21 protein-coding genes and 1 pseudogene are annotated in these 22,360 nt (G+C 72.1%); 12 read left to right on the top strand and 10 right to left on the bottom strand.

The features are described 5' to 3' along the window. Positions 1-168 precede the first annotated feature (168 nt). Complete coding sequence (aceB, locus tag QUY26_RS07480) at positions 169-1,791, bottom strand: malate synthase A (RefSeq protein WP_289944362.1); 1,623 nt, start codon at positions 1,789-1,791, stop codon at positions 169-171. A gap of 284 nt (positions 1,792-2,075) precedes the next feature. Continuing rightward, the gene (locus QUY26_RS07475) at positions 2,076-2,690 is read right to left on the bottom strand and encodes a nucleotidyltransferase family protein (RefSeq protein WP_289944361.1); all 615 of its coding nucleotides are present in this window, start codon (positions 2,688-2,690) and stop codon (positions 2,076-2,078) included. 181 nt (positions 2,691-2,871) lie between these two features. Here QUY26_RS07475 and QUY26_RS07470 point away from each other — a divergent pair, with 181 nt between their 5' ends. Next, positions 2,872-3,189 carry a DUF5955 family protein gene (locus QUY26_RS07470; RefSeq protein WP_289944360.1) on the top strand — a complete coding sequence of 106 codons (318 nt, stop codon included), beginning with the start codon at positions 2,872-2,874 and terminating at the stop codon, positions 3,187-3,189. 239 nt (positions 3,190-3,428) lie between these two features. On the opposite strand, the gene QUY26_RS07465 is transcribed toward QUY26_RS07470, so the two are convergent. Further along, complete coding sequence (locus tag QUY26_RS07465) at positions 3,429-4,229, bottom strand: IclR family transcriptional regulator (RefSeq protein ID WP_289944357.1); 801 nt, start codon at positions 4,227-4,229, stop codon at positions 3,429-3,431. A 307-nt stretch (positions 4,230-4,536) separates the two neighbouring features. Here QUY26_RS07465 and allB point away from each other — a divergent pair, with 307 nt between their 5' ends. Together allB and alc are read left to right on the top strand one after the other, a co-directional pair. Further along, positions 4,537-5,874, top strand: coding sequence for an allantoinase AllB (allB, locus tag QUY26_RS07460; RefSeq protein WP_289944354.1), 1,338 nt, complete (start codon positions 4,537-4,539; stop codon positions 5,872-5,874). A 5-nt stretch (positions 5,875-5,879) separates the two neighbouring features. After that, complete coding sequence (gene alc / locus QUY26_RS07455; protein WP_289944352.1) at positions 5,880-7,001, top strand: allantoicase; 1,122 nt, start codon at positions 5,880-5,882, stop codon at positions 6,999-7,001. Positions 7,002-7,210: 209 nt separating this feature from the next. On the opposite strand, the gene QUY26_RS07450 is transcribed toward alc, so the two are convergent. After that, a complete protein-coding gene (locus QUY26_RS07450) occupies positions 7,211-7,951 on the bottom strand; it encodes an SDR family NAD(P)-dependent oxidoreductase (RefSeq protein ID WP_289944351.1) in 741 nt (246 codons plus the stop codon). Positions 7,952-8,162: 211 nt separating this feature from the next. On the opposite strand from QUY26_RS07450, the gene QUY26_RS07445 reads away from it, so the two are divergent. Beyond that, positions 8,163-8,771: a dihydrofolate reductase family protein gene (locus QUY26_RS07445; protein ID WP_289944349.1), complete on the top strand. Its 609-nt coding sequence runs from the start codon at positions 8,163-8,165 to the stop codon at positions 8,769-8,771. Positions 8,772-8,875: 104 nt separating this feature from the next. Beyond that, positions 8,876-9,301 (top strand): ribonuclease, encoded by a 426-nt coding sequence (locus QUY26_RS07440; RefSeq protein WP_289944347.1) that lies wholly within the window; start codon positions 8,876-8,878, stop codon positions 9,299-9,301. A 42-nt stretch (positions 9,302-9,343) separates the two neighbouring features. Here QUY26_RS07440 and QUY26_RS07435 read toward each other — a convergent pair whose 3' ends face one another. Beyond that, entirely contained in the window at positions 9,344-9,550 is a 207-nt protein-coding gene (locus QUY26_RS07435) for a hypothetical protein (RefSeq protein ID WP_289944345.1), read from the bottom strand. A gap of 180 nt (positions 9,551-9,730) precedes the next feature. On the opposite strand from QUY26_RS07435, the gene QUY26_RS07430 reads away from it, so the two are divergent. The 5 genes from QUY26_RS07430 to QUY26_RS07405 all read left to right on the top strand — a co-directional run bounded on the left by QUY26_RS07430 (position 9,731) and on the right by QUY26_RS07405 (position 15,342). Further along, positions 9,731-11,005: a sensor histidine kinase gene (locus QUY26_RS07430; RefSeq protein WP_436840285.1), complete on the top strand. Its 1,275-nt coding sequence runs from the start codon at positions 9,731-9,733 to the stop codon at positions 11,003-11,005. A gap of 128 nt (positions 11,006-11,133) precedes the next feature. After that, a complete protein-coding gene (locus QUY26_RS07425; RefSeq protein ID WP_289944344.1) occupies positions 11,134-12,306 on the top strand; it encodes a hypothetical protein in 1,173 nt (390 codons plus the stop codon). Between the two features lie 335 nt (positions 12,307-12,641). Beyond that, entirely contained in the window at positions 12,642-13,784 is a 1,143-nt protein-coding gene (locus tag QUY26_RS07420; protein WP_289944343.1) for a hypothetical protein, read from the top strand. Positions 13,785-13,834: 50 nt separating this feature from the next. After that, complete coding sequence (locus tag QUY26_RS07415; RefSeq protein WP_289944341.1) at positions 13,835-14,503, top strand: response regulator; 669 nt, start codon at positions 13,835-13,837, stop codon at positions 14,501-14,503. A 341-nt stretch (positions 14,504-14,844) separates the two neighbouring features. Next, positions 14,845-15,342, top strand: a complete 498-nt coding sequence (locus tag QUY26_RS07405; protein ID WP_289944339.1) for a PaaI family thioesterase — start codon at positions 14,845-14,847, stop codon at positions 15,340-15,342. Positions 15,343-15,395: 53 nt separating this feature from the next. On the opposite strand, the gene QUY26_RS07400 is transcribed toward QUY26_RS07405, so the two are convergent. Together QUY26_RS07400 and QUY26_RS07395 are read right to left on the bottom strand one after the other, a co-directional pair. Next, complete coding sequence (locus QUY26_RS07400) at positions 15,396-16,415, bottom strand: Gfo/Idh/MocA family protein (RefSeq protein WP_289944337.1); 1,020 nt, start codon at positions 16,413-16,415, stop codon at positions 15,396-15,398. A 277-nt stretch (positions 16,416-16,692) separates the two neighbouring features. Then, positions 16,693-17,208 (bottom strand): annotated as a pseudogene (locus tag QUY26_RS07395) (STAS domain-containing protein); the annotation flags it as partial. Positions 17,209-17,677: 469 nt separating this feature from the next. Between QUY26_RS07395 and QUY26_RS07385 the strand changes: the two are divergent. Further along, positions 17,678-18,442 (top strand): hypothetical protein, encoded by a 765-nt coding sequence (locus tag QUY26_RS07385; RefSeq protein WP_289955561.1) that lies wholly within the window; start codon positions 17,678-17,680, stop codon positions 18,440-18,442. Positions 18,443-18,568: 126 nt separating this feature from the next. Here the strand turns inward: QUY26_RS07385 and QUY26_RS07380 are convergent, their stop codons facing one another. From QUY26_RS07380 to QUY26_RS07370, 3 genes are all read right to left on the bottom strand, one after another. Continuing rightward, on the bottom strand, positions 18,569-20,059 hold the full coding sequence (locus QUY26_RS07380) for an FG-GAP and VCBS repeat-containing protein (RefSeq protein ID WP_289944335.1): 1,491 nt from the start codon (positions 20,057-20,059) through the stop codon (positions 18,569-18,571). Positions 20,060-20,422: 363 nt separating this feature from the next. After that, the gene (locus tag QUY26_RS07375; protein ID WP_289944334.1) at positions 20,423-20,785 is read right to left on the bottom strand and encodes a hypothetical protein; all 363 of its coding nucleotides are present in this window, start codon (positions 20,783-20,785) and stop codon (positions 20,423-20,425) included. Positions 20,786-20,875: 90 nt separating this feature from the next. After that, the gene (locus tag QUY26_RS07370; protein WP_289944332.1) at positions 20,876-21,049 is read right to left on the bottom strand and encodes a hypothetical protein; all 174 of its coding nucleotides are present in this window, start codon (positions 21,047-21,049) and stop codon (positions 20,876-20,878) included. Positions 21,050-21,542: 493 nt separating this feature from the next. On the opposite strand from QUY26_RS07370, the gene QUY26_RS07365 reads away from it, so the two are divergent. Continuing rightward, a complete protein-coding gene (locus QUY26_RS07365; protein WP_289955560.1) occupies positions 21,543-22,280 on the top strand; it encodes a GntR family transcriptional regulator in 738 nt (245 codons plus the stop codon). The last annotated feature ends 80 nt before the right edge of the window (positions 22,281-22,360 follow it).

Here is a 22,360-nt window from a genome sequence, read left to right as displayed (position 1 = left end):
CACCCGTGCCGTACGTCCCGTCAACTGCCGTGCTGGGCCGGGATGTTATGCCACGGGAGCGGGCGGTGGCGAAGATCTGCCCGTCGACGGGACAGCGGACGCGCGGACGGCCGCCCCGGTACCGAGAGGCACCGGGGCGGCCGTCGTGTGCCGTGCGGGGGCGTGGGGTCAGCGGAGTTGCTCGTACGCGGGCAGCGTCAGGAAGTCCGCGTAGTCGGCGTCCAGGGAGACCTGGAGCAGAAGGTCGTGGGCCTGCTGCCACTTGCCGGCCGCGAAGGCCTCCTCGCCGATCTCGGCGCGGATCGCGGCCAGTTCGGCGGCCGCGACCTCACGGGCCAGGTCGGCCGTCGCGGGCGTACCGTCCGCGAAGACGACACCCGCGTTGATCCACTGCCAGATCTGGGAGCGGGAGATCTCGGCGGTCGCCGCGTCCTCCATGAGGTTGAAGATGGCGACGGCGCCGAGGCCGCGCAGCCAGGCCTCGATGTAGCGGATGCCGACCTGGACGGCGTTGACCAGTCCGTCGTAGGTGGGCTTGGCGTCGAGGGAGTCGATGGCGATCAGGTCGCCCGCGGCCACGGAGACGTCCTCGCGGAGGCGGTCCTTCTGGTTCGGCTTGTCGCCGAGGACCTTGTCGAAGGACTCCAGGGCGATCGGGACCAGGTCGGGGTGGGCCACCCAGGAGCCGTCGAAGCCGTCGCCCGCCTCGCGGTCCTTGTCGGCGCGGACCTTCTCGAAGGCGACCTTGTTGACCTCGGCGTCCTTGCGGGAGGGGATGAAGGCCGCCATGCCGCCGATGGCGTGCGCGCCGCGCTTGTGGCAGGTGCGCACGAGGAGTTCGGTGTAGGCGCGCATGAACGGGGCCGTCATCGTGACCAGGTTGCGGTCCGGCAGGACGAACTTCTGGCCGCCGTCACGGAAGTTCTTGACGATGGAGAAGAGGTAGTCCCAGCGCCCCGCGTTCAGCCCGGAGGCGTGGTCGCGCAGCTCGTAGAGGATCTCCTCCATCTCGTACGCGGCCGTGATCGTCTCGATGAGGACGGTGGCGCGGACGGTGCCCTGCGGGATGCCGACGTAGTCCTGCGCGAAGACGAAGATCTCGTTCCAGAGGCGGGCCTCCAGGTGCGACTCCGTCTTCGGGAGGTAGAAGTACGGGCCCTTGCCGAGGTCGATGAGGCGCTGGGCGTTGTGGAAGAAGTACAGGCCGAAGTCGACGAGGGCGCCCGGGACCGGCGTGCCGTCCGCGTCCGTGAGGTGCCGCTCGTTCAGGTGCCAGCCGCGCGGGCGCATCACGACGGTGGCGAGTTCGTCCGCGTCCTTGAGGGAGTACGACTTGCCGGTGCGCTCGTCCGTGAAGTCGATGCGGCGCTCATAGGCGTCGCTCATGTTCAGCTGGCCGAGGATCACGTTCTCCCAGGTGGGAGCGGAGGCGTCCTCGAAGTCGGCGAGCCAGACCCTCGCGCCGGAGTTGAGCGCGTTGATGGTCATCTTGCGGTCGGTGGGGCCGGTGATCTCCACCCGGCGGTCGTTCAGGGCGGCCGGGGCGGGAGCCACCTTCCAGGAGTCGTCCGCGCGGATCGCGGCGGTCTCCGGGAGGAAGTCCAGGGTCGAGGTGCGGGCGATCTCGGCGCGGCGCTCCGCGCGGCGGGCGAGGAGCGCATCACGCCGGGGCGTGAACCTCCGGTGCAGCTCGGCCACGAAGGCGAGGGCCGCGGGGGTGAGGACCTCTTCCTGCCGGGGCAGGGGCTCGGCGTCGACGATGGCCAGCGGGGACGGCGCTGGTGCGGACATGAGCTGTCACTTCCTTCAGCGAGCTTGCTTCACGGGCGGTTCGGTACGCCGCGGACGCCGGGCCAGTCGCCACGGCACTCAGTGCCGCGGTGCCGAGATACGGCTGCGGGCGCCGTCCACCGGGTCGGGCGCTTCTGAGCAGTGGATACTAGTTTCCTCATAGTGGAAGTTCAATGGATTGTTGATGTCGAGATTCTTCTCGTCGACAGAACGTGGCGCTGAGTGCCACGCACGTCACTCCAAGTGGAACAGTTCGGCCCGGGGGCTCCAAGCGGACGGCGGGCTCACTCCAGGCGCTCCAGGTCGGAGAACGTGTCGACGTCGGCCGGCTCGGCCACGTCCCCGCACTCGACGGCCGTGACGATCCCGGCGTGCTCCTTCAGATAGGCGCGGGCGCCCCGGTCGCCCGTCGCGCTCGCCGCGATGCCGTCCCAGTGGTCGGCGCCGAACAGCACGGGGTGGCCGCGCTCGCCCGCGTACGCCGCCGCCGCGAGGGTCGCCGGGGAGCGGTACACCGCCCGCACCCGGGCCACCGCCGCCGCGCCGACGCCCGGCTGGTCCACCAGGCACACCAGCGCCGCCCCCGCGCCGGTCGCGCGCAGCGAGGCGAGGCCCGCCCGCAGCGAGGACCCCATGCCCTCGCGCCAGTCCGGGTTGTCCACCAGGACGCACCCGGGCAGGGTCGCACGCTCCCGCACGACATCGGCGGTGGCGCCGAGCACCACGTGCACGCGGGTGCAGCCGCCGTCCCGCAGCGCCCGCGCCGCACGCTCCACGAACAGCTCGCCACGGTGCTCGAGAAGGGCCTTCGGGCAGCCGCCGAGGCGCCGTCCGCCGCCCGCCGCGAGGAGCAGGCCGGCGACCTCGGCGGTGGCGGAAGGTGACAGTGATTCGGTCATGACTCTTGCTTACCGCATGGGTTCTGGGCACCCTGTTCCGGCCGGGGGGCGTGGCTGAAAGTGACGCCTGTGTCGCGGTGTGGTCCCACCCGCCCGCGCTCCCTCGGTGTCCGGCCGCCGCGGCGGGTCCGCCCGGGCCCGCGCGCGTACAGGCGCACAACGACGTGCGAGGGGGAGAGCTGTGTTGCGGAGCGTTGGGCAGAGAACCGTGAGGGGAGACTTCGAGGATCCGCGGGTGACGGAGTTGCGGGCGGCCGTGTCCCGGCTGCGCCGTGAACTGGCCGCGTACCCCGGTGAGTTCCCGGACCGGGCGATAGCGGAGGACGAGTTAGCGGCCCTTGCCGCCATGGCCGCGACGGGCGCGCCCGAGGCGCGCAGGCTGCGTCGTTCGCTGCTGCTCGTCGCGAGTTCGATCGGCTCGGTCAGTGCGCTGACCGGTGCGCTCACGGGCGTCAGGGGCGCCGTTGAGTTGTTCGGGGAGCCGCCGCATCCGAGGTGATGCGGTGGCTCTTGTGCGTTTTGCGCGGCGGTGCTTCGTTCCCCCAGCCGGGTGCCGCCGCGGGCGCCGCGTCGGACCGGCCCTCCGATGTCGGCGCTTCGCGCCTTGTCCTCGAGCGCCGGACGGGCTGAGAGGTGTCGGCCTGGCAGGTGGCGCCGACTGCTCGGGGCGCACGGATGGTTGGGGCGGGTGGGTGGGAGAGGTCGGCGGGGGCTGTCCCGGCCGTGCGGGGCTCCGGGTCAGGACGTGGGCGCCGACGTCGCCAGCGCTTCGGAGAGCTCCGCCGCGACCTGCTGCAGGACGGGGACGATCTTCCCCGTCGCCTCCTCGGTGACCCGCCCCGCGGGACCGGAGATCGAGATGGCCGCCGCCGTGGGGGAGTCGGGCACGGACACGGCGAGACACCGCACCCCGATCTCCTGCTCGTTGTCGTCGACGGCGTACCCCGCGCGACGCACCTCTTCGAGGGCGTCGAGGAACCCGTCGGGCGTCGTGATGGTCTTCTCGGTGGCGGCCGGCATGCCCGTACGGGCGAGGAGCGCGCGCACCTCCTCCGCGGGCGTGTGCGCGAGCAGTGCCTTGCCGACCCCGGTGGAGTGCGGCAGGACCCGCCGCCCCACCTCCGTGAACATGCGCATGGAGTGCTTGGACGGCACCTGCGCGACGTACACGACCTCGTCCCCGTCGAGCAGCGCCATGTTCGCGGTCTCGCCGGTCTCCTCGACGAGACGGGCGAGATAGGGCCGGGCCCAGGTCCCCAGCAGCCGGGACGCGGACTCGCCGAGGCGGATGAGCCGCGGCCCGAGCGCGTACCTGCGGTTGGGCTGCTGACGGACGTATCCGCAGGCGACGAGCGTGCGCATGAGCCGGTGGATGGTGGGCAGCGGCAGCCCGCTGCTGGCGGACAACTCGCTCAGGCCGACCTCGCCACCCGCGTCCGCCATGCGCTCGAGCAGGTCGAAGGCGCGCTCGAGGGACTGCACGCCTCCGCTCGCGGGGGACTTCGCGGCGTCGGTGGTGCTGGCGCTAGACGTCGGCACGGCGCGTTCCTTTCGGGGCCTTACGGGAGGGCAGGCAAGGCAGCAGCCTACCGGGCGCTTTCCTGGACGGCCCCGGTGCGGCCGTCACGTCAGTGCCGGTCAGTGGGCGTTTGTCCGGTCTTCGAGGCGCGCGGGGACCACCCTTGACGGTGCGCGTTGTAGATAGCTACGTTCTGGTCTGCGGAATTCTAATTCCACTTTGTGGAAACGTATAGGCCCTTGACGGATCAGGGGCCGAGGCGAAGACTTCTTCAACAGAACGTTGAATTCCGCTGGCCGGAAGGCCGACGAACAGAGAGGGGCCGCGGTGTCCGGCGAGGAACTGGTGCTGCGCTCGACGCGCGTCATCACCCCGGAAGGGACGCGTGCCGCGTCCGTCGTCGTCTCGGACGGCACGATCGTGGCGGTGCGCGCCCATGACGCCGCCGTGCCGACGCGCGCCCGCGTGGAGGACTTCGGCGACGACGCGCTGCTGCCCGGCCTCGTCGACACCCACGTCCACGTCAACGACCCGGGCCGCACCGAGTGGGAGGGCTTCTGGACGGCCACGCGCGCCGCGGCCGCCGGTGGCATCACCACCCTCGTCGACATGCCCCTGAACTCGCTGCCGCCGACGACCACCGTCGCGAACCTCCGTGCGAAGAAGGAGGTGGCGGCGGCCAAGGCGCACATCGACGTCGGCTTCTGGGGCGGCGCGCTGCCCGACAACGTCAAGGACCTGCGGCCCCTGCACGACGCGGGTGTCTTCGGCTTCAAGTGCTTCCTCTCGCCCTCCGGCGTCGACGAGTTCCCGGAGCTGACGCAGGATCAACTGGCCGTGTCCATGGGAGAGATCGCCGGTTTCGGCGGCCTGCTCATCGTGCACGCCGAGGACCCGCACGAGCTGGCCGCGGCCCCCGCCAAGGCGGGCCCGCGCTACGCGGACTTCCTGCACTCCCGCCCGCGCGTCAGTGAGGACACCGCGATCGAGGGGCTCATCGCCGTCGCCAAGCGCGTCGGCGCCCGCGTCCACATCCTGCACCTGTCGTCCTCCGACGCGCTGCCGATGATCGCGGCCGCCAAGCGCGAGGGGGTGCGCCTGACCGTCGAGACCTGCCCGCACTACCTCACCCTGACGGCCGAGGAAGTCCCCGACGGCGCCAGCGAGTTCAAGTGCTGCCCGCCGATCCGCGAGGCCGCCAACCAGGACCTGCTGTGGCAGGCGCTCGCCGACGGCACCATCGACTGCGTCGTGACCGACCACTCCCCGTCCACCGCCGACCTCAAGACGTCCGACTTCGCCACCGCCTGGGGCGGCATCTCCGGCCTTCAGCTCAGCCTGCCCGCCGTGTGGACGGCGGCCCGGGCGCGCGGGTACGGCCTTGAGGACGTCGTGCGCTGGATGTCGACGCGCACGGCCGAACTGGTCGGCCTGGACCGCAAGGGCGCCATCGAAGCCGGCCGCGACGCCGACTTCACGGTCCTCGCGCCCGACGAGACCTTCACCGTGGACCCCGCGCGCCTCCAGCACCGCAACCGGGTCACCGCCTACGCGGGCAAGACCCTCAGCGGCGTGGTGAAGTCCACCTGGCTGCGCGGCCAACGCATCGTGTCCGACGGCGAGTTCAGCGCGCCGTCGGGCCGCCTTCTGGAAAGGAAGAACTGATCACCGTGACGGCGACACCGATACCCCGCTTCACCGGCGACGCGAACCCCTACGGCGGCGGCGAGCCCTACGCCGACTACCGCACCGCCGACTTCCCCTTCACCCAGTACGCCAACCTCGCGGACCGCCAGCTCGGGGCCGGTGTCATCGCCGCCAACGACGAGTTCTTCGCCATGCGCGAGAACCTGCTGCTGCCGAACGACGCCGAGTTCGACCCCGAGCACTTCGGCCACAAGGGCAAGATCATGGACGGCTGGGAGACCCGGCGGCGGCGCGGCGTCTCCGCCGAGCACCCCTGGCCCACCGCCGACGACCACGACTGGGCCCTCGTCCGGCTCGGCGCGCCCGGCGTCGTGCACGGCATCGTCATCGACACCGCCCACTTCCGCGGCAACTACCCGCAGGCCGTGTCCGTCGAGGGCGCCCATGTCGAGGGCTCGCCCACGCCCGACGAACTCCTCGCCGACGACGTGAAGTGGACGACTCTCGTGCCGCGCACGCCCGTCGGCGGGCACGCCGCCAACGGCTTCGCCGTCGACGTCCCCCAGCGCTTCACCCACCTGCGCGTCAACCAGCACCCCGACGGGGGCATCGCCCGCCTGCGCGTGTACGGCGAAGTCGTCGCCGACCCCGCCTGGCTCGCCGCCCTCGGCACCTTCGACGTCGTCGCCCTGGAGAACGGCGGCCAGGTCGAGGACGCCTCGGACCGGTTCTACTCGCCCGCCACCAACACCATCCAGCCCGGGCGGTCCCGGAAGATGGACGACGGGTGGGAGACGCGGCGGCGGCGCGACCAGGGCCATGACTGGATCCGCTACCGCCTCGCCGCGCAGTCCGAGATCCGCGCCCTCGAGATCGACACCGCCTACCTCAAGGGCAACTCCGCCGGGTGGGCCTCCGTCTCCGTCCGGGACGGGGAGTCCGGGAACTGGGTCGAGGTCCTTCCGCGTACGCGGCTCCAGCCCGACACGAACCATCGCTTCGCGCTGCCCGTGGCGGCCGTCGGCACGCACGCCCGCGTCGACATCTTCCCCGACGGGGGGATCTCGCGGCTCCGTCTGTACGGGGCGCCCACGGCGGCCGGGGCGGACGCGCTGGCCGCGCGGCATCGGGAGCTCGGGGGCTGAGGCGGGGCCTTGCCGGGGGCTTCCCCCATCCCACCCCTTCCCGATCCCGCGGTTCCGCCCCGGGCCCCGCTCCTCGATCGCCGGAGGGGCTGATTTCAGCCCGTCCGGCGATGGTGGACGAGGCGCGGAGCGCCGACAAGCGGGGGTCCAGGGGGCGGCAGCCCCCGGTCTCGGAGCAGGGGCGGGAACGGGGCGCGCCGCGAGGCCGGCTACGCCGCGTGCCCCCCGTCCACCGCCCACTCCGCCCCCGTCACGTAAGACGCCTCCTCCCCGGCCAGGTAGGCCACGACGGACGCGACCTCCCCGGTGGAGCCGTAGCGGCCGAGCGCCGTCCCGGCGGCCTGCGCCGGGGCGTAGGGCCCGTCGGCGGGGTTCATGTCGGTGTCGATGGGCCCGGGGTGGACGAGGTTCACGGTGATGCCGTGCTCACCGAGCTCGCGGGCGAGCGCCTTGGTGAGCCCGACGAGCGCGGCCTTGCTGGTGGCGTACAAGGTGCCCCCGGCCCCGGGCACGCGCTGCACCATGCAGGAGCCGATGGACACGATGCGCCCACCCCGCCGCATCCGCCCGGCCGCGGCCCGGGAGGCGAGGAAGACACCGCGCACGTTCACGGCGAGCACCCGGTCGACATCGGCGAGGGTGAGGTCCCCGAGGGGCTTGAGCACGCCCGCCCCCGCGTTGTTGACGAGGACGTCCAGGCCCCCGAGGTCGTCGGCGGCCCGCTCCACGGCGCCCGCGGCGTCCCCGGCGTCGGCCGCGTCCGCGCGGATCGCGAACCCGCGCCGCCCCATCGACTCGATCTTGGCGACGACCTCGCGGGCGGCGTCCTCGCCCTGGACATAGGTGAGGGCCACGTCGGCGCCCTCCTGGGCGAGCCGCAGGGCCGTCGCCGCGCCGATGCCGCGGCTGCCGCCGGTGACCAGAGCCGTCCTGCCGTTCAGAGAAGACATTCTTCTGCCCGTTTCCGTAGAGAGTGAGAGTGCTTGAGGGTTCAATTTCTTCGACGGGTTCCATCAAAGCCGCGGGGGCGGGCGACGGCTGGCGGCAAACGGACGGCGACGCCGGGCGCGCCGATGACTTTCGGCGCGGGCCGCGGTCTGAGTGGGTGAGACAGGGAAGACCACGCCGCGGGCGCCGCGACCATCCCCGAGAGGTCACACCATGAAGATCACGCTCACCCAGTTCCTCACCCTCGACGGCGTCATCCAGGCTCCGGGCGGCCCGGAGGAGGACACCAGCGGCGGCTTCCCGCACGGCGGCTGGTCGTTCCCCTACGGGGACGAGGACTTCATCGGGTTCGTCACCGAAGTCTTCGACCGGGCGGACGCCTTCCTGCTCGGGCGCGGGACGTACGAGATCTTCGCCTCGTACTGGCCGAAGATGACCGACCCCGCCGACCCCATCGCCTCCCGCCTGAACTCCCTGCCGAAGTACGTCGCGAGCACCACGCTGACCGGCGCGGACTGGCAGGGCACCGAGATCATCGGCCGCGAGGACCTGGTCAAGGACGTCACCGCGCTCAAGGAGCGGCCGGGCCGCGAACTGCAAACGCACGGCAGCGCGGGCCTCGCGCAGTCCCTCCTGGAGCACGAACTGATCGACACGCTCCACCTGCTGACGTTCCCCGTGGTCCTCGGCACCGGCAAGCGGCTGTTCGCGGACGGGGCCCTGCCCACGGCGTTCCGGCACACCGGCACGCGGACGACGTCCAAGGGTGTCGTCATCAGCAGCTACGACCGCGACGGCCGCCCGGAGTACGGGAGTTACTGAGACCGCGCGGCGGGTGTGAGAGCCCCGGGGAGGAAGTTAACTTCCGGAAAATTCGATGCACTTGACGTTGACACATCAACCTCTACGCGCGTCATGCTGGGTGCATGCGAATCCCCCCACGGATCCTCAGTGTCACTGCCCTCGCCGCCGCCCTGCTCGTCGGCGGCTCCGTCACCGGCACCGCGAACGCCGCGGCCCCCCAGCCGGTCGCCGCCGTCGCGCCCGCCGGGTTCTCGGCCGCCGCCGTCGGCGAGATCTGCTACTCCGACCTGCCGTCCCAGGCGCACGACACGCTCGACCTGATCGAGCGGGGCGGCCCGTTCCCCTACCCGCAGGACGGCACCGTCTTCCAGAACAGGGAAGGCATCCTGCCCAAGCAGAACAACGGCTACTACCACGAGTACACCGTCAAGACCCCCGGCTCCCCGAACCGGGGCGCCCGCCGCATCGTCACCGGTGAGTCCCAGCAGGAGGACTACTACACCGCCGACCACTACCGTTCGTTCGACCTCGTCGACCACGGCTGCTGACCGCGCGCGGGCGAGGTCCGGCCGGGCCGGGGGCGCGCCCGCTCAGCCGAACCTGCGGCTCTCGGCCGCGGCGAAGAGCGCGCACGCGAGCACGATCATCGCGATGCTCAGATACAGCTCGTAGCCGTCGACGAAGGTCAGGTGCTGCACCGCGCCCCACCCGCCCAGCCAGCCGGTGAGCTCGTTCAGCAGGCCCACCGCGCCCTGGATCAGCAGGATCACACCGAGAAACTCCAGCAGTTGCTTCATGGCACGACAGCCTCGCCCCGCGGCCCCGCGCGCACATCGGCCGCGGGGCGAGGCCGTACCCGTCGCAAGGCGCCCCCGGCGCCCGCCCCGAGCGCCCAAAGTCTCGCGCGCTCCGACTTTCGTCGATGATCACCTGCCGGGACGGGGTGGGGCACCGCCCGGTGCGTAGATTTGTGCGGTGTGAAGAGTCGTACGGAGCCCGCGGACACGGCGGACGTCGGGACCGGGGCGGAGCCCGTGGCCCGCAGGCAGTGGTTCCTGCCCTCGGCAGTGGCCGCCGAGCTCGATCCCGACCGGGCCACCGGCAGGACCGGGCGGTACAAGCGGACCGTGCGTGACTGGCTGGTCGACTTCGTCTGCTTCCTCTTCGCCGTCTTCCTCGGCCTCGTCATCAGCAGCGAGGTGCAGGCCAACCCCGCCGTCTCCGAGGGCTGGTCCGCCCTCGACCATCTCTGCGGCGCGCTCGCCTGCGCCGCCGTGTGGCTGCGCAGGCGCTGGCCGGTGGGGCTCGCGGTGGCGATGGTCGCCGTCGGGGTGCTGTCGAACACCTCGGGCGGCGCGGCCGTCGTCGCCTACTTCACGCTCGCCGTGCACCGGCCCTGGAAGTACTCCGCGTGGGTCGTCGGCGCGTCCGTGGTCCTGATGGTGCCCTTCTACTGGTGGCGGCCCGACCCCGACCTGCCCTACGTCCTCTCGATCGTCCTCACCTCGCTGTTCGCCGCGACCACCGTCGCCTGGGGCATGCTCGTCCGCTCCCGGCGCCAGCTCCTGCTCGCCCTGCGCGACCGCGCCCGGCGCGCCGAGAACGAGGCCGCGCTGCGCGCCGAGAAGGCCCAGCAGCTCGCCCGCGAGGCCATCGCCCGCGAGATGCACGACGTCCTCGCCCACCGGCTCACCCTGCTCAGCGTGCACGCGGGCGCCCTGGAGTTCCGGCCCGACGCGCCCCGCGAGGAGGTCGCGAGGGCCGCCGGGGTCATCCGGGAGAGCGCGCACGAGGCCCTGCAGGACCTGCGGCAGGTCATCGGCGTCCTGCGCGGCGGCGACGCGGACGCGTCGGGGCGGCCCCAGCCCACCCTCGCCGCCCTCGACACGCTCGTCGCCGAGTCCCGCGAAGCAGGCATGAAGGTCGTCCTCGACCTGCGCGTCCCCGACCCGGACGCGGTGCCCGCCGCGATCGGCCGCACCGCCTACCGCATCGCCCAGGAAGGCCTCACCAACGCCCGCAAGCACGCGCCCGGCGCCGAGGTCACCGTCGTCGTCGCGGGCGCGCCCGGCGAGGGCCTCACCCTGTCCGTGCGCAATCCGCCGCCGCCCGGCGAGGTGCCGCAGGTGCCCGGTTCGGGGCAGGGCCTCATCGGGCTCACCGAACGCGCCTCCCTCGCGGGCGGCAGGCTCAGCCACGGCAGCGGTTGCGACGGGAGCTTCACCGTCGAGGCCTGGCTGCCATGGGCATGACCTCAGGGGCCTGCTGACTTCGCGTCCGCACACCTTCTGTACGATCAGCCGCCTTACCGAGAGAGGCGGAGATCGTGACGGGGGAGAGCCCAGGGGGCGCGTCCGGCGGCGCGCCGGGGGACATACCGGTGGATACCCGGGCCCAACGGCTGGTACGCGTACGGCGGTTCGTCAGAACACGGCGAGGGGCAGCGGCCACCGGTCTCGTGCTCGCGCTGCTCGCGGGCGGCGTCGGCACCTGGGCCACGGACACCTGGCCCTTCGACGGTCGCGACCGCTACTGCTGGGGCGCGTGGCAGGAGGACAGCGGGCCCGGCATCCTCGGAGACGAGGGCTTCGAGGGCGACGACGACCGCAGCCGTACGTCCACGGGGACCGCGCCGACGTCCCGCGAGCCGCGCGGCGAGTGCCGTCTGTCGGTCACGTCCAGCGACACGTACAACGGCGACAAGGATCGGCAGGAGACGACCGTCACGGTGACGTACGGTCCCGCGCCCCGGTCCGCGGGCCGCCGCGTCACCTGGCTCGGCGGCTACCTCGGCGACCGCGCGATGCCCCTGCCCGACGGGCTGCCCGGCGTCGCCGACGGCAGCCACGGGCTTCTCGTGCTGCCGAAGCGGTGCGACACCCGCGACGGGCGGCCCACCGCCGTCACCCTCGACGCGCGCGAGGCCGCGGAGCCGGACGACGTGCTGGCCGCCGTCCCCAAGCTCGGCGGCTCCCGGGACGTCGCCGAACTCCTCGTGGCCGCCGCCAACAAGGGGATGGAGGCCGCCGGTTGTGCCGACGGCGAACCGCTGCGGGTCTCCGGTCCCGTGCCCACGCTGCCGGAACGCGAGGAGAGCTTCCCCGACGGAGCCGTCTGCCGCATCCCCGGCCTCGACATCAAGTCCGACCTCGGCAAGGAGGCCGCGATGCGGCTGCGCTACCAGGTCGGCGCGGTCGACGACGACCTGCAGTCCTGCTCGGCGCGGATCGGGCGCTCCGTGCGGCTCGGGGAGCGCGTGGACCAGCCGCTCTTCGACGCCGTCATGGTGCGCGAACCCCGCATCTCGGCACTCCTCGACGGCGCGACCGGGACCCGGGCACCCGAGAAGGGCTGGCGAGGCACCGGAACCTTCACCTCCGACCACGGCGTCGTACGCGCCGACTGCGCGGGCAGGCCCACGTCCTTCCTGCTGCTCGGCGCGCCCACCAAAACCACGTCCGACTACTTCGCCACGTTCACCAACGCGGTGGCGCGGCGCCTCGGCTGCGCGCCCGTCGCGCCGGCCGCCGACACGGAGGGGAGCGGTCGATGAGTGACGTGGACAAGGGGGAGGGGACCGTGGACGCGGGGGCTCAGGGCGAGCGGGGTCTGGAGGAGCAGGCTCAGGGCGAGCGGGCTCAGGGCGCGGGCGAGGGGGCCTCGACTTCCGCGGAGCCTCCCGCGACGCCTGCGGACACCCCCGCGTCGCCTGCGGAATCCCTCGCGTCGCCTCCGAAAGCCGCTGCGACGCCTGCGGAATCCCCCGCGTCGCCTCCGAAAACCGCTGCGACGCCCGCCGAACCCCCCGCATCGCCTCCGAAAACTTCCGGAACCGTCGCGGAATCCGACGCCGCCCCGAGCCCCGCCCCGGCGGGCAAGCCCCTCGGCGTGGTCGCCGCCGCCATCGCCGCCGCCCCGCCCCCCTGGTGGCACTGGCGCCGCCTGCGGCGCCTCGCCCGCGCCCGTTGGACGCCCGCCGTCGCCGCGGCGCTCGCGGGCGCGCTGCTCGGCGGGACCGTCGTGGCCTGGCAGGCCGACGCGGGCCCCTTCCACGAGGAGCGGGCCTGCTGGGGCGCGCTCGACGAGGACGACGTCGCGGACCTCTTCCACGGCAAGCGGGACATCGAGTCCTCCGAAGTGGGCGTCAGCTACGACAGCATCTCCTCGGACGGCCCGTCCGGCCTGTGCGAGCTGAAGTCGCCACGCGGGAAGCGCGTGCGCGCGCAACTGCACCGGCTCGACGACCGGTTCGGCGGCGCGCGCGACAAGTGGGCCGACGAGTACCTGTCCGCGCGGATGACACCGCTCGGCGGCGGTCTGCTCGGCATGGTGTCGGACACGCGCGCGTGGCTCGCGATACCGGAGGGCTGCATCGGGCGGCCCAGCAAGGACGACGGCCCGCTCGTCGTCGACGTGGAGGCGGGCTGGACGGACTACCGCGGCGACGTCGACACCGACGAACGCGCCCGGCTTGCGCGCGCCGTCGTCAAGCTCGTCAACGGCCACATGGCCGACCGGGGGTGCGACAGTCCCATCGGCGACCCCACGGACCGGCTCGCCGAGCCCGCGCGGTTCACGACGGAGAAGCGGGACGCGGTCTGCGGCGTCAAGGGCCTCTCGGCGCCGGGCAAGAACGTGGTCAGCCGCTACTACCGGCCGCTGGTCACCACGGCCTCGAAGGACGCCCCCGTGCGCACCTGCGACCGGGACGTCCTCTTCGGCCACCCTTCGCTGCGCCTGATGACGGTCGAGGACCCTCGGCTCGCGGTGCTCTACAAGGGCCTGTCGTTCGACGGCGGCCGCGAGGTCAGCGCCGTCGGGGACACCAAGAAGGAGTCCCGCGGGCACGGCTTCCTGCGCGAGGACATGGGGCTCTACCAGGCCTCCTGCCAGACCGGCGAGGTCACCTTCCTGATCCGGGCGGACGACGGGCGCAGGGCCGCGGACATCCGCAGGCTGCTGCCGCGGTACGTCGCCCTGGAGGCGGAGCGCATCGGCTGCGGCCCGCTGCGCCTGAGGCTCCCGTCGTGACCGGGCCCGGACGTGCCGAGCGGGCACGCGATGCTGGTTACGGTAGGCGCATGAATCCGATCAGGCTGCTGCTCGTCGACGACGACCCGCTGGTCCGCGCCGGTCTTTCCTTCATGCTCGGCGGCGCCGACGACATCGAGATCGTGGGGCAGGCGGGCGACGGCAGCGAGGTCGCGGCCCTCGTCGCGGAGGTCAGGCCCGACGTCGTCCTGATGGACATCCGGATGCCGACGATGGACGGGCTCGCCGCCACCGAGGCCCTGCGCAAGCGGCCCGACGCCCCCGAGGTCGTCGTGCTCACCACCTTCCACGCCGACGAACAGGTGCTGCGGGCGCTGCGGGCCGGGGCCGCCGGGTTCGTCCTGAAGGACACCGCGCCCGCCGAGATCGTGGCGGCGGTACGGGCGGTGGCCGCGGGTGAGCCGGTGCTCTCGCCCAGCGTGACGCAGCAGTTGATCTCCCAGGTGGCCGGGGGCGGGCCCGAGCTCGACCGGCGGCGGCGCGCCCTCGACCGGCTCGACGTGCTCGGCGACCGGGAGCGGGAGGTCGCCGTCGCCGTGGGCAAGGGGGCGTCCAACGCGGACATCGCCGCCGAGCTGTACCTGAGCGTGGCCACCGTGAAGGCCCACGTCTCCCGCGTCCTGACCAAGCTCGACCTCAACAACCGCGTGCAGATCGCGCTGCTCGTCCATGACGCGGGGCTGCTGAACGAGGAGTGAGCCGGGGGAACCCGACCGGTCCGCCCGTGCGTTGAGGGGGTACGGAGACCGAAGGGGGCCTGCGTGGCGGAGAGCGTCGACCTCGCGGCGTACGGCGCCCGATTCACCACCGACCCCCACAGCGTCCACGCCGACCTCCGCGCCCGCGGGCCGGTCCACCGCGTCCGCATCCCACACCGGGACGACGGCGCGGACCTGTCCCTGATCGTGGGGTACGAGAGGCGAGGGCGGCCCTCGCCGACGCCCGGACCTCGCCCTGGACGGCGCGCCGGGGGAGTGGAAGCCGGGCATGCTCATGCGGGGCAGACGTCACCTGGGCGGGCGATGGTAGAAGTCGCCTCATGACGGAACACGACCAAGAACACGGCACAGCAGGAGACTTCGACTCCACCGGTGCCCTCGACTCCACTGCCCCCGGCCCCGCCGCCGCCCTCGACCTCCGCCTGGCCCGCAAGACCCTGGACGCCCAGCCCTTCAGCCGCCTCGTGCGCGCCGAGGTCAGCGCCTTCGGGGACGGCGCGGCCACGCTGGAGATCCCCGTACGTGACGAACTGCGCCAGCAGAACGGCTTCGTGCACGGCGGTGTGCTCGCGTACGCGGCCGACAACAGCATCACGTTCGCGGCCGGGACCGTGCTCGGCGCCGCCGTCCTGACGTCCGGCTTCACCATTCAGTACGTACGCCCCGCGACCGGTGCCCGCCTGGTGGCCCGCGCGACGGTGGCGGAGGCGACCCGCCGTCAGGCCGTCGTCCGCTGCGACCTGTTCGCCGTGGCCGACGACGGCACGCAGTCGCTGTGCGCGCTGGCCCAGGGCACGGTCCGCGCCACGCCGTCCTGAGCGCCCGCCCCGAGGGCCCGGCCCGCCGTCGGGCGTCGCCGGGCCCGGCGGCCTCAGCCCCCGTCGATCTCCGCGAGCCGCACCGGCCGCCGCTCGGCCCGCGACCGCTCGCACGCCTCCGCGATCCGCAGCGCGTGCAGCGCCTCACGGCCGTCGCAGGGGTTGTCCCGCTCGCCGCGCACGACCTCCACGAACGCGGCGAGCTCCGCCTCGTACGCGGGCGCGAACCGCTCCAGGAAGCCGGGCCACGGCTTGTCGGGCGCGGCAGGGCCGTCCGGCTCCGCCGAGGTCAGCGGGGTGCGGTCGGTCACGCCGACCGCGAGCTGGTCCGCCTCGCCCGCGAGCTCCATGCGGACGTCGTAGCCCGCGCCGTTGCAGCGCGTCGCGGTGGCCGTGGCCAGCGTGCCGTCGTCGAGGGTGAGCAGCACCGCGGCCGTGTCGACGTCGCCCGCCTCGCGGAACATCGCCGGTCCCGCGTCGGACCCGACGGCGTACACCTCCACCACCTCACGGCCCGTCACCCACCGCAGGATGTCGAAGTCGTGCACCAGGCAGTCGCGGTACAGGCCGCCGGAGAGCGGCAGGTACGCGGCGGGCGGCGGCGCCGGGTCGGACGTCATGGCCCGCACCGTGTGCAGCCGCCCGAGCCGTCCGGACCGCACCGCCTCGCGGGCCGCCGCGTACCCGGCGTCGAAGCGCCGCTGGAAGCCGAGCTGGAGCACCGTGCCGGCCGCCTCGACCTCCGCGAGCGCGGCGAGGGTGCCGGGCAGGTCGAGGGCGATCGGCTTCTCGCAGAACACCGGCAGACCGGCCCGCGCCGCCCTGCCGATCAGCTCCGCGTGCGCCGAGGTCGCCGCCGTGATCACCAGGGCGTCCGCGCCGGAGCCCGTCGTCCCCGCCGTGAGGAGCGCGTCCACCGAGGGCGCCGCCTCCGCTCCCACCCGGGCCGCGAGGTCCGCCGCCCGCGTGGCGTCCACGTCCGCGACGACGAGCGAGTCCACCCCCGGATGGCCGACCAGGGCCGCCGAGTGGAAGGTGCCGATACGTCCCGTTCCGATCAGTCCGATGCGCATGGGCACACCTTCGCGAGGCACCCGCGCTCCTGTCAATAGTTTGTCCTGACAACAGAACTTCCGCCTCCGTCCGCCGCGGCGAACGCGCTCACGCCGCGGCGACGGCGCCCGTCGAGTCAAGGGGAAGAGGAAGCCGAAGGAGGCGACAGCGAGCAGCGAGCACAGGCAGAAGGCTCACAGCTGGGCGCCCACCGTCGCGGTGAACACCAGGAGGGGGGCCGGACGCCCAGCCCGGCCGGTTGGCCGGGGTCCCGCTCGTTGATCGCGGCGCCGGCGGTCAGTGGCTGCCGGTGAGTTCGCCGCTGAGCTTCTGGTGGATCTGGGCACTGGGCCGGTTCAGGCCGATGATCTCGACTTCCTTGCCACGCCGGGCGTACTTGGTCTCGATCGCGTCGAGGGCGGCGACGGAGGAGGCGTCCCAGATGTGGGCGGCGGACAGGTCGATGACGACCTTGTCCGGGTCGTTGGTGTAGTCGAACTGTGTGACCAGGTCGTTGGAGGAGGCGAAGAACAGCTCACCGGTGACCTGGTAGACGACCGTGCCGCCGTCGGGGTCGGTGACGGCGGTGACCTCGGCGAAGATCACCATGGCTGTCACGGTGCCGACGACGACGCCGATGGCGAGGTTGTGGGTGGCGACCACGACGGCCATGACGGCGCTCTCCCCCGCCGGCACGCGCTTGAGCGTCTTGAGGGCGATGGAGTGCCAGTCGAAGGTCGCGAAGGACACCATCACCATGACGGCGACGAGTGCGGCCATGGGGATGTCGGAGACGACCGGTCCGAAGACGACCTGGACGCCACCGATTGCCTGGACAGCGGCGATGCGCTCGACGACAGCGAACGCGAGACGCTGCTGAAGCGCGTCCGCACCTACGGGCAGGCAGCCGCCGGTCAGGTGGACAAGCTGCGCGTCCAACTGACCCGCGCCGAGGACTTCGCCGCCGCGCTGGACGCCCGCTGGGAGCAGAACTCACCGGCCGCTCGCTCCCAGCCGCAGACGCAGGACAGCACGTAACCGTGACAAACGGTGCGGATGCTCTCTCCCGCATCGGGGAGTCCGTTCCGTGAACGCCATCGCCGCTGGTCGGCGGACGGTACCTGGACTTTGCTCATGAGAACGACCTCTGATACCCGATCGTGATCTACGGGTGCACAACCGCGTAGAGACCCTGGCTGTCTGAAAGGCGCCGGAGGAGGGCTCTCCGGGTCCTTTCGGTACAGAGACGCAGAGACATGCAGAGGGAAAGATCGTGGATCAGGTGGGCAAGAAGGTCTGGAGAGCTGTCGTGGCCGGTGGCGCGGCGGCGGTGTTCACGGGCGTGGCCGCGGTGCCGGCCGGGGCGGCCGAGGGCGGGGTCTCCTTCACCCGCGTCCAGGTGAACGGCGGCAAGCCGATCGTGATCGGGGTGTCCAAGGAGGTCGCGGTGCCCGCCTCCTTCCGGATGACGACCACCCGCAAGTGGAAGTGGCCGGCGGTGTTCCTGTACCGCGGCACTACGGGTGACCGACTGTGGCACGCCGTCGAGACGAGCGACTGCCACGAGGTGAGCTCGCGCGCCTGCGACTTCAACGAGACGATGTACTTCGATCCCACGGTGTGGGACATGCGCAACAGCGAGGCCGGAGCCTGGAAGGTCGCGGCCGAGGTGTCCTTCAAGGGCGGCGGCGGTGACACGGACGACAAGCGCCTGACCGCCTACGTCAAGCGCAACTCCCGCCTGAGCGTGAACGCCGCGCCCGAACCGGTGGCCAAGGGCAGGACCATCACCGTGACCGGCAAGGTCAGGCGGGCCAACTGGGAGACGAAGAAGTACGCCTCCTACGGAAGCCGCCTGGTGAGCCTGCAGTTCAAGCCCAGCGGAGCCACCTCCTACACCACGGTGAAGAAGGTGCGCGCCAACGGCTCGGGTGCTCTCAGGACGACCGTGAAGGCGTCCAGGACGGGCGCGTGGCGCTGGGCGTACTACGGCAACACCACCACCGGCCCGTCGACTTCGGCCGCGGACAACGTCGTGGTGCGGTAGGAGGCGCGGCGTCGCGGGCCGGATCCGTGCGCGTCCAGAGCGGGCCCGGCTGTCTGCGGGGTCTTCCCGTCCGCGGCTCACGGAGCGGGCGCCCCGTGAGCCGCGCCCCGTGAGCCGCGCCGCGGGTCAGTCGGCGAAGCGGAAGCCGAACTGCGGGCTGCCCGTCGCGGAGATGCCGGCCGTGGAGGTGTAGACGCCGGAGGAGCCCTTGAGGGAGCCGTCGGCGCGGGAGATCAGCGGGTACACCGCGCCGTTGCCGCCGTTCTCACCGGACGCGCCGAGGACGACGTCGCCGCGGCCGTCGCCGTTCAGGTCGTCGATGTGCACGTCAGAGCCGAGGAAGTCGGCCTTCTCGTCGGAGTTCGGCACGCCCGGCGTGTTCTGGGTGAGGAACTTCGCGCCCTTGCCGGTGATGCCGGAGCCGTTCGCCGCGCCGTACAGGACGGTCGCCGCGCCCGTGTCCGTGAGGCCGTTCACGGTCTCGCCGGGCGCGCCGACCACGAGGTCGAGGTTGCCGTCGCCGTTGATGTCGCCGAGGTCGATCTCGGTGCCGAAGGAGTCGCCCTTCTCGCCAGCGCCGGGCACACCGGGGGTGTCCTGGGTGAACTTCTGCCGGTCGCCGCTGTCCGGCCCGTTCACGCCGCCGTGCACCACGTGGACGGCGCCGCCGCGCGCGGAGCCTGTGATGTGATCGTCCCAGTAGTTGCCGATGACGATGTCGTCGTAGCCGTCCTTGTCGGTGTCACCCAGGTCCGTGATGATGCCGGGCAGCAGCTTCTGGGCGCCGACGGCCTTGAGGCCCGCCGAGGAGCCCGGCAGCCAGAAGTTGGCGTTGTAGCCGTTGGGGGTGTCCTTCTCGTAGCCGTTGACGATCAGGTCGTCGACGCCGTCGCCGTTGGCGTCGCCGGAGTGCAGGTTGCGCACTCCGTCGCCGTTGCCGCCGTGGATGGGGGGCTTGACCGTGTAGCGGCTGGTGCCGCCCGAGGAGAGGCCGCCGCGGTAGACGTCGATGGTCGCCGCCGAGTACGTGCCGAGCGCCAGGTCGTCCCTGCCGTCGCCGTTGAAGTCACCGGCCTCAAGGGCACTGCCGAAGGCGTCGTGCTTCGTGGGGCGCGGGTCCTTCACGGTGGTGCCGCCCTTGAGGCCGCTCTTCGAACCCCACAGGATCTGCGCGGTGCCGCCGTCCTTGTCGCCGCCGACGTCCTCGCCCGGCGTGCCGACGACCAGGTCGTCGTAGCCGTCGCGGTCGAAGTCCCCGTACGCGGTCTCGCCCCCGAAGAAGTCACCGGCCTCGGCGGTTCCGGGCACCCCCGGGCTGTTCTGGGAGTACGTCGTGGTGCGGCCGACGCCGGTCGCCTTCCCGTAGATCACGGAGACGGTGCCCGCGTGCTTCTTGCCGTTCACGTAGGCGGTGGGCGCGGACGCGGCCACGTCGGCGTAGCCGTCGCCGTTGAAGTCGGCGTTCGTGGCCGGAAGTTCCGCTCTCGGCGCCGCCGTCGCCGCCGGTGCGGCGGCTATGAGCAGTCCGCCGGTCAGCGCGGCGGCCACGGTGGTGGCGGCGGCGAGGTGGGGGCGGCCGCGTCTGTGCGGGGTGATGCTGTGCTCCGGGTGGGGCATGAAGTGGTCTCTCCTGGTGGCGCCGGGCGAACGAGTTCGCCAGATATTGATCTTGATTTTGTGTGTCTGTCGGTCCGTATCTCGACGCAGGGGAGACCAGTGGCGGAAAGAGACAGTTGTGGAGAGCAGAGAGGTGTTGTGGAGTCGTTACCGGAACCGCTGCCCAGATCCCGGGCGCCCGGCCGCGCAGCCGAAGGCGCCTGCTGAAGAGGGCGGCCGGGAGTCACGTTCGGACAGCGGGGCGTCTTGAGGCATCTGCGTCCATTGGCTCGCTGCCAGGCTGGGGGCAACCCGAGGGGGTTGCCTGCTGACCAGGGTGGTGATCCTGATCGCCCCGGCGAGCATGAGCAGGGCCGGGACGCGTCAGGTGAGATCGCACTCGACCGAGTCGTCGATCCGCACGGCTTCGATGGTGCCGTACGGGACGTCGAGGGCCGACTCGGGCTGAATGCAGCTGGCGCCCCCCTTGCTGTCGCCGATCCAGACCGTCTCATGGCGTGTGTTGACGACCCGGAGCGGAGCGCGCAGCGGGATCGGCAGGTACTGCCAGTCGGACACGTGGTAGTACTCGTCGACGACTTCTCCGCCGTGGATGAAGCAGACCGAGGGGTAAGAGCAGGTCGGTTCAGTCTCGGAGGGCGCCGCTTGTGCCGTCGTCCCGCTGAACACCGCGGCCATGGCCGCGGTGCCGACGATGACGCCTCGGAACGTAGTACGTGCTCTCATGTGCCCTCTCCCTGGAGTTTCGAACAACCCGTTCACAGAACAGGCACACTATCCCCATGAGTTGCGAATCCAGTCAACATCACCGCGGCCTCAACGTCGGTGCAGCAGTGCGGAGTTGCATACGTGGCGGCTCGCCGGTTCGCTCGTGCCAAGAGCGGGGCCCGGGAAGGACCGGCTCGTGATCTCGTTCAGGTCGAGCAGCAGATGCCGGTGGCCCGCCTCCAGCTCGCGCACCACGGCATCACTGAGTTGGCCGACGTTCATGACGTCCAGTTCGTCCAGTTCCCCGAAAGCGTGAGCGTGAGAAACGCAGGGCTGCCACCGGAAGAGGTCTCATGGATCGTCAGCCGGTCCATCGCTCCACTTTTGCGCACGCTGATGGTGGGGGGCCCGCCCCCGGGCGGTGAGCGGGAACGGGCACGGGCCGCAAGCGCCGGATCGCCGAGTGGGAGCGCTCTGGGGTCATCGTGTCGGTCAAAGAGGGCACCCAGGTAGGCCGCTTGCCAGTGCGCTGGATTCTCCTGGCCGAACGGGGCGGTAGCGTCGCCCGCCTTCGTGGACACGCTCCCCCCGCTGGCCCGCAGCCGTCTCGCGATGCTCCAGGGCTGGTCGGGAGCCAGCGTGTCACCCGCCCTTGCCAAGGTTTTGTCCTGACAACAGAACTTCCGAACTTCCCGTCATCATCTCGCGGGACTACGCTCGCCCCGTGACCGATCCAGCCGCGGCCAAAGCCGCCAAACCGGCCGTGGACCCCACGGTGGCCCTGCACCTCGGCGTCGACCGCAGCAGCCCGGTCCCGCTGTACTTCCAGCTGTCGCAGCAGCTGGAGGCGGCGATCGAGCGCGGCGCCCTGACGCCCGGCAGCCTCCTCGGCAACGAGATCGACCTGGCGGGGCGCCTCGGCCTGTCCCGGCCCACCGTCCGCCAGGCCATCCAGTCGCTCGTCGACAAGGGCCTCCTGGTGCGCCGCCGCGGCGTCGGTACCCAGGTCGTGCACAGCCAGGTCAAGCGCCCGCTGGAGCTCAGCAGCCTCTACGACGACCTGGAGGCCGCCGGACAGCGGCCCGAGACCCGGGTCCTGCGCAACGTCGTCGAGCCCGCGACCGCCGAGACCGCCGCCGCCCTCGGGGTGGCCGAGGGTAGCGACGTCCACCTGGTGGAGCGCCTGCGGCTCGCCCACGGCGAGCCGATGGCGCACCTGCGGAACCACATCCCGGCCGGGCTGCTCCCGCTCGACACGGAGCGTCTGGAGGCCACCGGGCTCTACCGCCTGATGCGCGCGGCGGGCATCACGCTGCACAGCGCCCGCCAGTCCGTCGGCGCCCGTGCCGCCGGGGCCGAGGAGGCCGGCCTGCTGGCCGAGCCCGAGGGCGCGCCGCTGCTCACGATGCGCCGTACGACCTTCGACGACACCGGACGCGCGGTCGAGTTCGGCTCGCACATCTACCGGGCCTCGCGGTACTCCTTCGAGTTCCAACTTCTGGTGCGGCCGTAAGAATGTTCTGACAAAGTCATTGACGTTGGCCCGCTCCCGCCGTTAGAACTCCTCAAGCCGCATCGGCGCGGCCGAAGCCG

It is taken from the genome of Streptomyces flavofungini, assembly GCF_030388665.1.
Taxonomy (GTDB): Bacteria; Actinomycetota; Actinomycetes; order Streptomycetales; family Streptomycetaceae; genus Streptomyces; species Streptomyces flavofungini_A.
Note: the sequence above shows the minus strand (reverse complement) of the source record. Positions and strands in the feature narration are given on the sequence as shown.